Source organism: Pseudomonas sp. Pse35, from assembly GCF_024519715.1.
Classification (GTDB): domain Bacteria; phylum Pseudomonadota; class Gammaproteobacteria; order Pseudomonadales; family Pseudomonadaceae; genus Aquipseudomonas; species Aquipseudomonas paracarnis.
Genome location: NZ_JALJRP010000037.1, coordinates 18,877 through 32,278, shown reverse-complemented (window position 1 = coordinate 32,278; position 13,402 = coordinate 18,877). Strand labels below are relative to the sequence as shown.

Here is a 13,402-nt window from a genome sequence, read left to right as displayed (position 1 = left end):
CCAAGTTGTGTAGATCCCTATGCTGCGATAGCGGTAAGCCAACCCATGATGTGCCGACTGTAAGATTGCTATCGCAGGCAAGCCAGCTCCCACAGAGTGTTGTGGCAGCAGTTAGACGACGAACCTGGCCACCATCCCATTCAAATCAACCGCCAACCTCGACAGCTCATGGCTGGCCGCGCTGGTCTGGTTGGCGCCCGCCGCCGACTGGGTGGCCAGGTCGCGGATGTTGACCAGGTTGCGGTCCACCTCGCGGGAGACCTGGGCCTGTTCTTCCGAAGCGCTGGCAATCACCAGGTTGCGTTCGTTGATCAGGCTGATAGACGCAGTGATCTGCTCCAGTGAGGCGCCGGCTGCACGTGCCATTTCCAGGGTGGTCTGGCTGCGCTGGTTGCTCTGTTGCATGGACTGCACCGCCTCACCAGTACCGTTCTGGATGCCGGCGACCATTTTCTCGATTTCCTGGGTCGACTGCGCGGTGCGATGGGCCAGGGCGCGCACTTCATCGGCGACCACCGCAAAGCCCCTTCCGGCCTCGCCGGCACGGGCGGCTTCAATCGCTGCGTTGAGCGCCAGCAGGTTGGTTTGCTCGGCAATCGCGCGAATCACATCCAGCACCTTGCCGATATCCCGGCCCTGAGCGGCCAGGCCCTCGATCATCGCGGAGGTGTTCTGCACGTCCTGGGTCATGGTCTGGATCGCGCCGACGGTTTCCATCACTCGATCACGGCCTTCCCGCGCCGCCTGGTTGGACTGCCCGGACGCCTCGGAGGTGGAAACCGCGTTACGCGCCACCTCCTCCACTGCCGCCGTCATCTCATTGACGGCCGTGGCGGCCTGGTCGATTTCATTGTTCTGCTGTTGCAGGCCACGGGAGGCCTCCTCGGTGACCGCGCTCAACTCTTCCGCCGCCGAAGCCAGTTGCGTGGCCGAACCCGCGATGTGCTGGATAGTCTGGCGCAGGCTGGCTTGCATGGTCGACAGCGCACTGAGCAACCGCGCCGGTTCGTCCTTGCCATCGTCCTCGATGGTTTTGCTGAGGTTGCCGGCGGCGATGGTCTCGGCCACTTCCACGGCCTTGCGCAGCGGGGTCACGATGCTGCGGGTCAGCAACCAGGCCAGCAGCACGGTGAGCAATGCCGCTACCACGGAGACCGCCACCACACCGGTGATCGCGCCCTCGTAGCTTTGCCCGGCATCCTCGTCGGCCTGCTTGGCGTCGGCCGCATTGATGGCGATCAGCTTGTTCAGTTGCTCGCCCATCTGGTCAGTGCCGTCCTTGATACGGCTGTTGATCAGGGCGCGCATCTCATCGACCTTGCCCTGCTTGGACAATGCCACCATCTCGGCCTGGGCTTTGAGGTAGTTGTCCAGGGTGACGCCGAAGGCTTTGTACAGCGCAGCCTCCTCCGCGCCTGCAGGCAGCGTGGCGTATTTGGCCTGGGCGGTCTTGACCTTGTCAGCCAGCACGCCAATGCGCGTCTCGGCTTCCTGCAGGGCGGCAGGCTCGCGGTTGACCAGCACGCGAAACGACAGGATGCGCATGCGCAGCACGTTTTCGGTGATGGTACCCAGGTGAGTCATGCTGGGCAGCTGGTTCGCGCTCATGTCCTGGGAGGATTGGCGCATCTGCGTCATACGGTTGACCGCAAACACGCCCAACAGCACCACTAGAACCGCAATGAAGGCAAAACCGATAAACGCGCGAGGGGCAATATTCAGGTGACGGAGGGACATAGGGCTGCTCTCAGAAGTAGTGTTTGCGTGCATCCTTGCCGCGAAACGATCCGTCAGCGTCAACGCGCTGCCCAGACCTTGGTCACCACTGTTGTCGTTGTAGTGTGGGCCTATGCTTGATATCGGCTGGGCCACGGCTTTAGCGCAGGGTTTTTATAAATATTTTTTTACACTTCAGACGCCTGGCACTTTCTGGCATCCTGCGCCTCCATTTTCTGACCCGAGCCATCATTTTGTCTGACGCTCAAGCCCCCCGCCCGCGCTATAAATCTGACCTCATGTACGGCCTCGAAGACCGCCCGCACTTCACCGCCGCGATTTTTGCCGCGTTGCAGCATGTGTTGGCGAGTTTTGTCGGCATCATCACGCCCACCCTGATCGTCGGCGGCGTATTGGGGCTGGAAAGCGAAGTGCCGTACCTGGTGAGCATGGCGCTGTTTGTCTCGGGGCTTGGCACCTTTGTGCAGGCGCGCACTTTCGGGCCGGTGGGTTCGGGGCTGTTGTGCCTGCAAGGCACCAGTTTTTCCTTTATCAGCGTGATCTTGAGCGCTGGGTTCATGGTCAAGGCCCGGGGCGGCGGCACCGATGAAATCCTCTCGACGATCTTTGGCATCTGCTTTTTCGCGGCGTTTATCGAAGTGGTGCTCAGCCAGTTCATCGGCAAACTGCGCAAACTGATCACCCCGGTGGTGACCGGCACCATCATCACTTTGATGGGCTTGTCACTTATCAAGGTGGCCGTCACCGACATGGCTGGCGGCTATGGCGCCAGCGACTTGGGCGCCGCAGGCAACATGGGCCTGGCGGCCTTGGTGCTGCTGACCATCGTGGTACTCAACCGCTTCAACAACCCGTTCCTGCGCCTGGGTTCGATCGTGATCGGCCTGACCCTGGGCTTCGTAGTGGCGTGGCTGCTGGGCCGCGTCGACATGGCCGCCCTGCCCCAGGTGCCGCTGATCAGCGTGCCGGTGCCGTTCAAGTACGGTTTCTCGTTCGACTGGGTGGCGTTTATCCCGGTGGCGGTGATCTTCCTGATTTCGCCCCTGGAAGCCGCCGGCGACCTGACCGCCAACTCGATGATTTCCCAGCAACCGGTCAAGGGCCCGCTGTATATCAAACGCATCAAGTCCGGCCTGCTGGCCGACGGCCTCAACTCCGCGATGGCCGCCACCTTCAACAGCCTGCCGATGGTGACCTTTGCCCAGAACAACGGCGTGATCCAATTGACCGGCGTGGCCAGCCGCTACGTGGCGTACTTCATTGCTGGCCTGCTGGTGCTGCTGGGGTTGTTCCCGATGATCGGCGCGGTGCTGCAACTGATGCCCAAACCCGTACTCGGCGGTGCGACCCTGATCATGTTCGGCACCGTGGCCGTGGCCGGGATCAAGATCCTCGCCGAAGCGGGCCTGCATCGGCGTAATGTGCTGATCGTGGCAATTTCCCTAGGCATGGGCCTGGGCGTCGCCGCGGTGCCCGAAGTGCTGCGCGAGCTGCCCAAGGCGCTGCACAACATCTTCGAATCGCCGATCACCGTGGGTGCATTCTGTGCAATCCTGCTGAACATTTTCCTGCCCGAAGAGTTCATAGAGCTGGAAGAAGATGAATTCGAGCCGGAGTCCTCTACCCTCAAGGTCATGCAGGACCCGGACGTCACCCAAAAGTAGGAGCATTTCTTTATGCGCAAGCTCATGGTTCTATCGCTGTTGCTGCTGACCTTGAGCGCCTGTGCACTGTTTCCCAACCGCGACCCGGTGAACATCAATGTGGTGGGCATCGAGCCGCTGCAAAGCCAGGACCTGGAAGTGCGTTTTGCCGTGAAACTGCGGGTGCAAAACCCCAATGAAGCGGCAATCGACTACAACGGCGTGGCCCTGGACCTGGAGGTCAATGGCCGGCCACTCGCTTCTGGCGTCAGCGATCAGGCTGGCAGCATCCCACGCTTTTCTGAAACCGTATTGATGGTGCCGGTCAGCGTTTCGGCGTTTTCGGTGTTGCGCCAGACCCTGGGCCTGAGCCAGACCCAAAGCCTGAACAACCTGCCCTACGTGCTGCGCGGCAAACTGGCGGGCGGACTGTTTGGCACCATGCGCTTTGTAGAGCGTGGCACCCTGGACTTGCCGAACACCGCCACCTGGTAAGTGGCTGAAAACCAAATGTGGGAGCTGGCTTGCCTGCGATGGCGGTGCGTCAGTAACTGATGAATTGAATGACACGCCGCTATCGCAGGCAAGTCAGCTCCCACAGGTTGATTGCGTTTAGTCAGTGATACAGCGAACGCCTGGCTTGGCGCGCTCGTCCACCACTAATTCAAAAATATCCGGCCGGGCGTAATGCCCCACTACGTCGTAGTCGTAGCGGGCCCGCACCAACTGATCAGTATCGATCTGCGCCGTCAACAACCCCGCCTCGCCCACTAACGGCCCCGCCAAAATATCGCCCATGGGCCCGACGATCACGCTGCCGCCGGCAATCAACGGACGGTCCACCGGCCAGTTGGCAACCTCCACACCCAAGGCCTCGGGCGATGCCTGCACCTGGCAGGCGCTGACCACAAAGCAACGCCCTTCATGGGCAATATGGCGCATGCTCACCTGCCACATGTCGCGCTCGTCCACGGTGGGTGCACACCACACCTGAACGCCCTTGGCATACATCGCGGTGCGCAGCAACGGCATCATGTTTTCCCAGCACACCGCGCCGCCGATACGCCCCACCGCGGTGTCGATCACCGGCAGGGTCGAGCCGTCGCCCTTGCCCCAGATAAGCCGCTCGGTGCCGGTCGGCATCAGCTTGCGGTGCTTGGCCACCAGGCCGCCCGAGGGTTCGAAATACAACACCGTGCAGTACAGCGTGCTGCCACTGCGTTCGATCACGCCCAGCACCAGGCTGGCACCGGTACGCGCCGACATCCCGGCCAGCGCCTCGGTTTCTGGCCCCGGCACGTCAATGGCATTGGCAAAATACCGTGCAAAGGCTTCCCGGCCCTCGGGCAGGCGATAACCCAATTGCGTGCCAAAGCTTTCGCCCTTGGGATAGCCGCCCAGCAACGCCTCGGGCATGACCACCAAGTGCGCGCCACTGCGCTGGATTTGATCCTCATAGGCCAGGATCTGCGCCAGGGTTTCAGCCTTGCCGCCAGGCAAGGCGCCGATTTGCAGGGCTGCGACAGTCGATACGGGCATCAGGCTCACTCCGATAGATAGGGGTTGCCCATTCTCCGGCCAGACTCGATCATGAATAAAGCCCACCTCAGTGCTAAATGATATGAGCCAAATGAATATCGCCCAGGTTGACCTGAACCTGCTCAAAACCTTCGAAGCCCTGCACGACGAGTCCAGTGCCAGCCGTGCGGCGCTGCGTTTGGGCGTGACGCAGTCGGCGATCAGCGCGGGCTTGCGGCGTTTGCGCGAGCTGTATGGTGACCCTTTGTTCGTGCGCACCGGACGCGGCCTGGCGCCCACATTGCGTGCCAACCAGTTGAAACCGGTGATCAGTGAGGCATTGGATCGCTGCCGCCAGAGCCTGGCGATGATCAGCCCGCAAAACCTGCACTACGAGGGCCGCTCGGTGGTGCTGGGGCTGTCAGATGACTTCGAGATTGCCTATGGCCGAAGCCTGATGGAGGCCATCGCACTGCGCCTGCCCAAGCTACGGGTGATCTTTCGCCAGACCTACAGCCAGATCGTCGCCGCCGCCCTGCTCGACCGCACGCTGGACCTGGCCATTACCGCCGGCGGTTTTACCGAGCGCAGGCTGAGCCGACAGGTACTGGGGGAAGGTGACTATCGTTGCCTGGTAGACCCCCATAGCCTGGCGCCGGGCGAGGAGACTATCGACCTGCAAGGGTTTGTCACACGGGAACATGTATTGGTGTCGTCAGGCGGGTTTATCGGCATTACCGATGAAGGCTTGGCGGCGCACGGGCTGCGCCGCCACGTGCGCGCGTCCACCAGCCACTTTGCCGCGTTGCCGTATCTGCTCAAAGGCAGCACCGCAGTAGCAACCATTCCCGGGCATGCGGCCCACGCCATTGCGCAAATGACCGGCCTGCGCGTGCTGCCCTGCCCGCTGGCGCTACCGCATTACCCGGTGGAGTTGGGCTGGCGCACCCAGGCTCAGTTGGACCCGTTGCTGCTCAAGGTGCGCGAAGCGATTGTGGCGTGCTTTACTTTGCCGCCGCCATCAGCTTGTTGACTTCACTGCGCACCATGTTGGAAAACTCCGGCGGCGACATGCCATCGAGTTCGGCACGTACCCATTCGGCCCACTTGCCCTTGCGTTTGGCGCGCTCACCGAACAAGCGCGCGGCTTCGCCTTTGGCCTTGCCCAGGTTGGTTTGCCACAGGTCGTAGAGGCGCGACTTTTCATCTTCCAGCTCGGCGCGTTCGGCGAGGGTCTTGTTGGCGAGATTGAAGCTCATGTTGAATTACCTGCTGCACAAATAGGTGACATCTTACACTGTAGGCCCAAAGTTCCCGATCCGGATTTTGCCTCGGATGAGCGCGCCGGCAAAAAAACTGCAACTTTTGCCACCGCCCGATACTCCATTGTTCACTGCCACATCCACCTGCAAGGAGTCACTCAATGGCCCGCAAAACCGCCGCCCAAGCTGTCGAAGATCAAATCAAGGACCAAGCGTTCAGCGAACTGAGCGCATTGATCGAAGAGTCGGACAAACTGCTTAAAAGCAGCGCATCCCTGGTGGGCGAGGAAGGTGAAACCCTGCGCGAGCAGGTTGCCATCAAACTCAAGCAAGCCCTGGAATCGGTGTCCAACGTGCGTGAACGCAGCAAGCCGGTTGTGGATGCCACCGAGACTTACATCGGTGGGCACCCATGGCAGACCGTGGCCATTTCCGCAGGCTTTGGCCTGGTGGTCGGCCTGTTGCTGGGTCGCCGTAACTGATCCATTTAGGCTGCGCATCGCGCAGCCTGTTTCACCCCGTCGCCAACGCCCTCAACTCGCGCAACGCCTGCGCGTCCAGTTCGATCCCGGTTTCCTGCGACTTCGCCCGCGTACGATGGCGTCGGTCCCCCGGCAATCGACGCAACCCCGCCGCATGCATCTGCCGCACCAGCTCCTGGCTGCGTTGGGCGAAGCTTTGCCCTGCGGTTTTACTCGGGTCGATCACGATCAGAAGCTGGCCTGTCCACGGCGTACGCGCGCCTGGGTGGTCCGTCCAATCGAATTCAAAAGAGAAGTTGCCGCCCGTCAACGCTGCCGCCAGCAACTCGACCATCATCGACAGTGCCGAACCCTTGTGCCCGCCAAATGGCAACAGTGCGCCGCCTTCCAGAATGGCTTTAGGGTCCTGGGTCGGCTGACCGAGGCTATCGACGCCCATGCCCGGTGGCAACCGCTCGCCTTTGCGTGCGGCGATTTGCACGTCGCCATGGGCCATGGCGCTGGTGGCCAGGTCAAACACAATCGGCGCACCGTCGGCCCGTGGTGCCGCAAACGCGATAGGGTTGGTGCCGAACAACGGGCGATCCGCGCCGTGGGGCACCACACAGGTCATGCTGTTGACCACGCTGAGTGCCACCAGCCCGTCCTCGGCAAACGGCTCGACGTCCGGCCACAGGGCTGCAAAGTGATGGGAGTTATGGATCGCCAGCAACGCGATGCCGGCGCTGCGTGCCTTCTCCACCAGCAACGGGCGCGCCGCTGCCAGGGCCGGCTGGGCAAAACCATTGCCCGCGTCGACGCGCACAAAGCCTGAGGCCACATCGGTCACGCTGGGGACGGCGGTGCCGTTGACCCATCCACTGGCCAGCGTCGAAAGGTAACCGGGGATGCGAAAAATACCGTGACTGTGGGCACCGTCACGCTCGGCACTTGCGCAGTTGTGCGCAAGAATCGCAGCAACCTGCGGCGATGTGCCGTGCCGGACGAAGACCTGTTGAAGTAACTCCACCAGTTCAGCGAAGCGGATCGAGGCACAAGCGGTGGCAACTGTCGACTGCGCAGACACTTGAAGCTCCGTTTTTATGATTGGAAGGGGCAACGAATGGGACATCCAGACCCTCGATTAAACACCACGCACTCTCTGCGTTGTCAACGTGCGCAGCGCTGAATATTTACCGCCTTGCACCACGGGCGCCTGCCTACCCTGTGCTTTTCCTGGCACGCCGGAGACAGGCTGTGGTTCGCTTAACGCCCCCGTATTTCTTCCCTGAGTTTCTCAAACCCCAAGGCAAAGCCTCGCCCACCGTTCGTGAACGCACGCTGGGGCTCACCGCCAAAGACCTTGATTGGCTGTACAACCTTTACCTGGCTACCGACGAGTCTCGGCAGGACACAAGCCGGCATGATCACCCCATGCGCGTTGAAAAGGTCCTGATCAACATTTCCGGCAAGCCCCCCATCCCCCTTGCCGGCGCGTTCGCGATCAGCCCGACACCCGACGCCGCCAAGGCGTTGCTCTACACCCCGGATAACGGCATACAGGTCTATGACAGCCACGCCGCCCTGCTGAGCGAGTTGATCGAGCAATTGGAAGACCCACTGCAGAGCGCCCCTTTGCTGAGCTACCTGTCGATGGACCAACGCAATGCGCTGGGCGCTGACACGCCCATGGTGTTGACCACTCAGCTCATCGAGGGTGAAGTCATGCCGGAGCAAGCACGCATGCTCCAGGCCTGCCAGCTGGATAACGTCAAGGCCATGCTCGACCACCTGCAAAAAACCCCGACCTTGCCTGACATGCTCGACACGCTGCTGAGCGTCATGGCCCGCCCCCATTTCAAACACCTGGATCAACGGGACACACGGGTCAATGTCTTCACCCGCGAAGCTGAGCAAGCAACGCCACGTTGGGTCAACTCGCTGACCTTGAGCGAAGCGCTGCTGCAATTTTATGTGCGCCATGGGTGGCCCAAAGGGCAGACACGCGAATACTCGAACCCAAAACATGACACCACTGGCTTCACCGCCTCCGAACGGGAAGAAGATCACCAGCGTTGGGAAGCCTTGATCGAACAAAGCTCCAGTACTTTCTCGAAGCTGTTGGAAAGCCTGCTGCAGACCTACTGGAATGAAGATATCGACAGCGGCACCTCGCGCGTGGATTTTTTTGCCCAGGTCGTGGCGCAGAAGTTTCGCCTCGATGTGTTGCTCAAGCGCCAGGCCGAGATAATTACCGCCGAGGAAAGCCACGCATTTCAGGCCCTGCTCCTCAGCGACCAAAGCGCCCGCAGCGCCCATGCCGAAAACCTCAGCGTGGAAAAGGTGCGCCTTTATGCCCCCCATCAACATTACGTTGAACCGGCGAGCACCTTGATGATCACCGAGCACCACGCGTACCTCTACACCCAATCGCGCGGGTTACAGGTGCTGGAAAACCTCGACGACCTCAAAGACCTGTTATTGAGCATGCTCAAGGCCGAAGGCTACGAGGACGAATGGCTCAACTTCCTCTCATTGGATGAGCGCGACACGCTGCTCGGCCTGGACCCGATCGCCGTCGCGGCAAGGCCGATACCCGGCAATGTGTTCGTGACCTTGGTACAAGACATTGCGCGCAAGCAAACGGAGAACCTTAACCACGCCCTGGAAATCTACCGGCGCAGCGATGGCCAAGTGGACCTCGCAGCCCTGCTCGACAGTGCCCTGGACGTACGTGCCTTGCTGGACAATCAACTGGCCACACTGGAGACCAACGGGCGCTGGACCTTGCATCCGGTCACCCGCGGTAATGGCCGCCCTTCGACCGTCAAGGCCGAGCGCGCCCGGCTGCAGCTTCAGAACCTGCGGGCGATTGAGCGTGCGCTGGCGATGGAGCGCGCGCATCACCCGACCTTACGTAGCATCGTCGCTGACACGCTCAACGCTGAACTGCAACTGCAGCAACAGCCAGTCAAAGCCGAGGAGGTGTATATCAATACCTACGCCACGCGTGCCCAGGAGCGTGAAGAGCGTCCGGCAGTGCAGTCATTGAGCATGCTTGAGCACTTCATTGAACGCCTGGCCCAAGAGGCGCCTGCGGTGCCCTTCTCGTCCAGGACGAAGTTCTATACACGGGGCGAAGGCAATGTCTTCATGCAATTGCCAAGCATGACGCTCAAGACGTTCAACACCGTCATCGAGCGCGTCCTGCTGCTGTTTTCCAAGCACGCCATGCGCCAGCAACCCCATGAGTTTCTCGTCAAGACTCACGCCAAACACGCCCACTCGATGCTGGTAGGGTTACGCAGCGAAGCCGAGCTGAGGTCGCTGGATAAAACCCTGGCGCCCACAAGCCAGGCCATTCTCGACACGCTATTTCAGCCCGACAGTCTGTCGCGCTTGACACGCCATGGCCTTAACGGATTTTTGCCGGATGCCTATGGCTTGACGTTGGACTTGAACGCCGTCGATACGCCACAACCGCTGGCCAATACGTTCGTGATCACTGAGCGCGGCGGTATCGACCCGCAGCGCTCGGGCCAGGCGCTGCTCTGGACCCCGCGCCTGGGCTACGAAGTCTTTGCCTCGATCAACGCCCTGCGCGATGAAATCACCCAGCGCCTGGCGCACCCACTCAACAGCTTGAGCCTGCTGGAGAATCTGCCGTTCTGCTTGCGCGAGCCCCATCAGGCATTTAGCCAGGGCCCGCTGCAACGTATTGATCAGGACCTGTTGAATGACCGAGTAGACAGCTACAACGACGCGGTCATGGAAGGCGTGGATCACCTGCAATCCATGGGCCTGCGCGCCCGTGCCTTGCAGGACCGGTTGGACGCCGTCATCGAACAGCCTCCGCCCACCAACCTTGGCAGGGCAATCACACTGGCCGATGCCATGGTCAACCAGCAGGCACTGCCACTGTGGCTGGGGATGGCGCCGCCCCAGGACCAAATCCACCAGGCCGAGCTTCTGGAGCAATACTGCAACAACGCCGACGATGAACACGACTACCTGCATGACATCCAACCCCTGCGTGCTTATGCCTTCACCACGCTGATGGCGCTGCTTGAGGCGCGCTTTCCCGGCCAGGCGCTCAACCCCGATCACATCCTGATCCCCACCGGTGCAATGCTCGATGTGAATGTCGACAACCTGACCGACTTTGCGTTGCGGCACTGGCCAGATCTGACCGTTCAACACATCCGCCCGCGTTCACGCACGGCAAAGCCATTACCGCAAGCCCTGGACGCAAGTGCCGTGATACAAATGGTGCGCCAGCTGGATCTCAAAAGCGCTTATCAGCAACAGGTGCGAAGCCACCTTGAGGCGCAAACCGATGATGCATGCCAACGCAGACGTCTGTTTTGCCGTCAGTTGCCGTGGCAAGCGCTGCAACACGCCCACGAGCAAAGGTTGCAGGAGCGGCTTTCCACGCGAGCCTTGAGCCTGGTCCAGCAGATTTTCGATATGCCGGACGCCGTGGCCCGAGCTTCACTCAGCGGGGCCACGGCGACGATTCGACCGCTGGAGCTGATCGCCACCGAAGGCGCCAGTACCGCCAAGGTGTTGGGCGTGTACCTGATCGGCCCGCAGCTTCCCGGCGAGGGTCCATGGGTGCTCTACGCGCCCTACAGCGAACAGCATGTGTTCAAGGAGTACGCGGATGAAACGGCCTTGCTGGATGAGATACAAGGGCCAGGCGCCCTGCAGGACTGGGTGCTTATGCACCTGGAAGATCCGCATCAGGCCACTTACCGCCACTTGCTGAAAAACAACCAGCATAGCCCGCCCGATATCCGCCTAGCCGCTTCGGCAGTGACGGGCAATGTGCTGCATTACCTGTTCAGTGAAAACACATTGATGTTGCTCAAGGTGCTGGGCAGCCAATTCGAAGAAGGCGCCAAGACCCTGTGGGATCACGCAACGCGTCTGTTCGGCAAGGACATCCCGACGGCGGTGCAGTTCATGGCCGGCAAACTCGCCTATCCGCTGGTGGTATGGCGCAGCTACACCTTGTTCAAGCGCTCGGCCGAAGCCTTGCAGCTACACCAGTGGAAGGCTGCATTCAAGGATTTCGTCAGGGGCGTGGCGCAAATGGCCGCCCTGCGCAGTGCGCTGGACGGCACCGTCATTGCCCCACCCACTGAAAAGGAGCGCTCGCTGGCCGAGCTGACAGATGAGTCACTGCCCGCAGCCACCACCCTCGCCACCTGGCATGTCACCTGCCCTTCGCGCACCCGGCTGCAGCCGTTCGAGGCACAGGACGTGGCGTTGCAAGACCTGAAAAAGAGCACGCTCAGCCAGGTGTATGAAGACCAGGAAAACTCGAAATACTACGTGCCGCTGGCCGGCAAGGTGTATAGCGTCAAGAAAGCCGCACAACACTGGCGCCTCGCCAACGACGAGCAGGAGGGGCCGTACATCGGCCGCAATGCACAGAGCATATGGGTACTGGAGCTGGGCGGCCAGGAGCCGCGCTTCGGCAGGGCTCAGTCGTACCTCAAGACGTGGCGCAATGAAGCACGGGATATCAACATTGAAGCGGTCGGCATCCGCGATATTGGCGCGTTGACCTATTGGAAAGCCCAAGCCATCACTGAAGCGTTGAACTTTGCGACTTATTACGCGCTGAACTGCCGCCGTAACGTTACGCAATTTGCTGTACAACGCGACCCTGACAGCCGGGTTGGGCGATTTTTAGGAGAAATGTTTGGTGTCGTCACACTGACCCCGGACCAGGTCTTGAGAGTCACAAAAATAATCGACGAGATCATCGATGAACTCACCGACCCCAGCTTGACCGGTCCGAACTCCATGCGCTTTGTCGCGGGCACCAGCCGACAGGATCCGGCGTCGGATTATGCATTCATGATTCCCGCCGACAGAGAACGCAAGCTGTATCTGCTGAGCCGATTCTTCGACCCCAATCTGGACGTCTACCAGAACCGTCTGCTGGAGAATGTGGCGTTCAACATATCGACGCACGCCAGGGCCAGCACGCTGATTCACGAATTATCGCACTTGAAGCTCGACACCGTGGACATTGCCTACCTGGACAGCATGCGACCCTTCCCAGACTTGATCAATGTCGCAAGGCCCGGCGCCGAAGTGCTTAAAACCACCCTGGAAGATTTGCGCAGCACCGCGTTATCGACGATGACGCCTGCAACGATGCTGTTCAAGACTCAAGACAGCCTCACCGAATTGTGGGAAGACTTTAAGCCTGGTTCTGCAATTGAAAAGAAAATTTTCAAGGCTACTGGCGCCAAGACCCTGCAGGACGCGAGGATCATTTTCATGTCAGTCCCTGATAAGCGTATTGACACCATCCTGGCCAACGCCGACTCGGTGACGTACCTGATCACCCATCTTGGCCGCCAGTTGGAGCCGGGGGCCTGAACGGCCCCCGGCGAGTGCATCAGTCTTTCTGGTCACGCAGCACGTTACCGGAAGCGCCGTCGATGCGCGCCTCATACACGATGCCATCGGACTTGCGACCTTTGACTTCCCAATAGCCATTGTCATCCGCTTCAGCGGCGTAGACCTCAATGTAGCCGGCCTTGGTTTTCGCCACCTCGATGGCTTTCTCAATGGTGATCCAGCCTGCACCCGGCTTGTCGGCCATGGCGGCGCCAGCGCTCAACAGCGCGGAAGTAGCACACAGGGCGATCAAGGTTTTCTTCAACATTTTCGTACTCCATAGTGGACGACAGGTTAATTCCTGATTTTTTAGGCGCACACAAACAAGAATAAGTTCCAATTGATGTGCAATCGCCATGAT

10 protein-coding genes are annotated in these 13,402 nt (G+C 60.5%); 5 read left to right on the top strand and 5 right to left on the bottom strand.

The window, feature by feature from the left end:
* Window positions 1-111: 111 nt before the first annotated feature.
* Window positions 112-1,737 (bottom strand): methyl-accepting chemotaxis protein, encoded by a 1,626-nt coding sequence (locus OC445_RS23370; protein WP_020301098.1) that lies wholly within the window; start codon window positions 1,735-1,737, stop codon window positions 112-114.
* Window positions 1,738-1,970: 233 nt separating this feature from the next.
* On the opposite strand from OC445_RS23370, the gene OC445_RS23365 reads away from it, so the two are divergent.
* Together OC445_RS23365 and OC445_RS23360 are read left to right on the top strand one after the other, a co-directional pair.
* Complete coding sequence (locus OC445_RS23365; RefSeq protein WP_032901653.1) at window positions 1,971-3,401, top strand: nucleobase:cation symporter-2 family protein; 1,431 nt, start codon at window positions 1,971-1,973, stop codon at window positions 3,399-3,401.
* Between the two features lie 12 nt (window positions 3,402-3,413).
* Window positions 3,414-3,875 (top strand): LEA type 2 family protein, encoded by a 462-nt coding sequence (locus OC445_RS23360; RefSeq protein ID WP_003190908.1) that lies wholly within the window; start codon window positions 3,414-3,416, stop codon window positions 3,873-3,875.
* A gap of 117 nt (window positions 3,876-3,992) precedes the next feature.
* Here OC445_RS23360 and OC445_RS23355 read toward each other — a convergent pair whose 3' ends face one another.
* The gene (locus tag OC445_RS23355; protein ID WP_057977527.1) at window positions 3,993-4,919 is read right to left on the bottom strand and encodes a carbon-nitrogen hydrolase family protein; all 927 of its coding nucleotides are present in this window, start codon (window positions 4,917-4,919) and stop codon (window positions 3,993-3,995) included.
* Between the two features lie 91 nt (window positions 4,920-5,010).
* On the opposite strand from OC445_RS23355, the gene OC445_RS23350 reads away from it, so the two are divergent.
* Window positions 5,011-5,931: a LysR family transcriptional regulator gene (locus tag OC445_RS23350; RefSeq protein WP_198791058.1), complete on the top strand. Its 921-nt coding sequence runs from the start codon at window positions 5,011-5,013 to the stop codon at window positions 5,929-5,931.
* Here OC445_RS23350 and OC445_RS23345 read toward each other — a convergent pair.
* Complete coding sequence (locus tag OC445_RS23345) at window positions 5,903-6,157, bottom strand: hypothetical protein (protein ID WP_003190904.1); 255 nt, start codon at window positions 6,155-6,157, stop codon at window positions 5,903-5,905. The genes OC445_RS23350 and OC445_RS23345 overlap by 29 nt on opposite strands.
* Window positions 6,158-6,321: 164 nt before the next feature.
* On the opposite strand from OC445_RS23345, the gene OC445_RS23340 reads away from it, so the two are divergent.
* A complete protein-coding gene (locus OC445_RS23340; protein ID WP_019817806.1) occupies window positions 6,322-6,642 on the top strand; it encodes a YqjD family protein in 321 nt (106 codons plus the stop codon).
* Between the two features lie 31 nt (window positions 6,643-6,673).
* On the opposite strand, the gene OC445_RS23335 is transcribed toward OC445_RS23340, so the two are convergent.
* Window positions 6,674-7,708, bottom strand: a complete 1,035-nt coding sequence (locus tag OC445_RS23335) for an Ldh family oxidoreductase (RefSeq protein WP_054897479.1) — start codon at window positions 7,706-7,708, stop codon at window positions 6,674-6,676.
* A 170-nt stretch (window positions 7,709-7,878) separates the two neighbouring features.
* Between OC445_RS23335 and OC445_RS23330 the strand changes: the two genes are divergently transcribed.
* Window positions 7,879-13,020: a dermonecrotic toxin domain-containing protein gene (locus OC445_RS23330; RefSeq protein WP_262020379.1), complete on the top strand. Its 5,142-nt coding sequence runs from the start codon at window positions 7,879-7,881 to the stop codon at window positions 13,018-13,020.
* A gap of 19 nt (window positions 13,021-13,039) precedes the next feature.
* Here OC445_RS23330 and OC445_RS23325 read toward each other — a convergent pair whose 3' ends face one another.
* Entirely contained in the window at window positions 13,040-13,309 is a 270-nt protein-coding gene (locus tag OC445_RS23325; RefSeq protein ID WP_014718736.1) for a PepSY domain-containing protein, read from the bottom strand.
* Window positions 13,310-13,402: the final 93 nt, after the last annotated feature.

Bases quoted from the DNA above. Each gene is read 5' to 3' on its own strand.
- OC445_RS23350 (WP_198791058.1), top strand. From the start codon at position 5,011: ATGAATATCGCCCAGGTTGACCTGAACCTGCTCAAAACCTTCGAAGCC.
- OC445_RS23370 (WP_020301098.1), bottom strand. From the start codon at position 1,737: ATGTCCCTCCGTCACCTGAATATTGCCCCTCGCGCGTTTATCGGTTTT.
- OC445_RS23345 (WP_003190904.1), bottom strand. From the start codon at position 6,157: ATGAGCTTCAATCTCGCCAACAAGACCCTCGCCGAACGCGCCGAGCTG.
- OC445_RS23355 (WP_057977527.1), bottom strand. From the start codon at position 4,919: ATGCCCGTATCGACTGTCGCAGCCCTGCAAATCGGCGCCTTGCCTGGC.
- OC445_RS23360 (WP_003190908.1), top strand. From the start codon at position 3,414: ATGCGCAAGCTCATGGTTCTATCGCTGTTGCTGCTGACCTTGAGCGCC.
- OC445_RS23325 (WP_014718736.1), bottom strand. From the start codon at position 13,309: ATGTTGAAGAAAACCTTGATCGCCCTGTGTGCTACTTCCGCGCTGTTG.
- OC445_RS23340 (WP_019817806.1), top strand. From the start codon at position 6,322: ATGGCCCGCAAAACCGCCGCCCAAGCTGTCGAAGATCAAATCAAGGAC.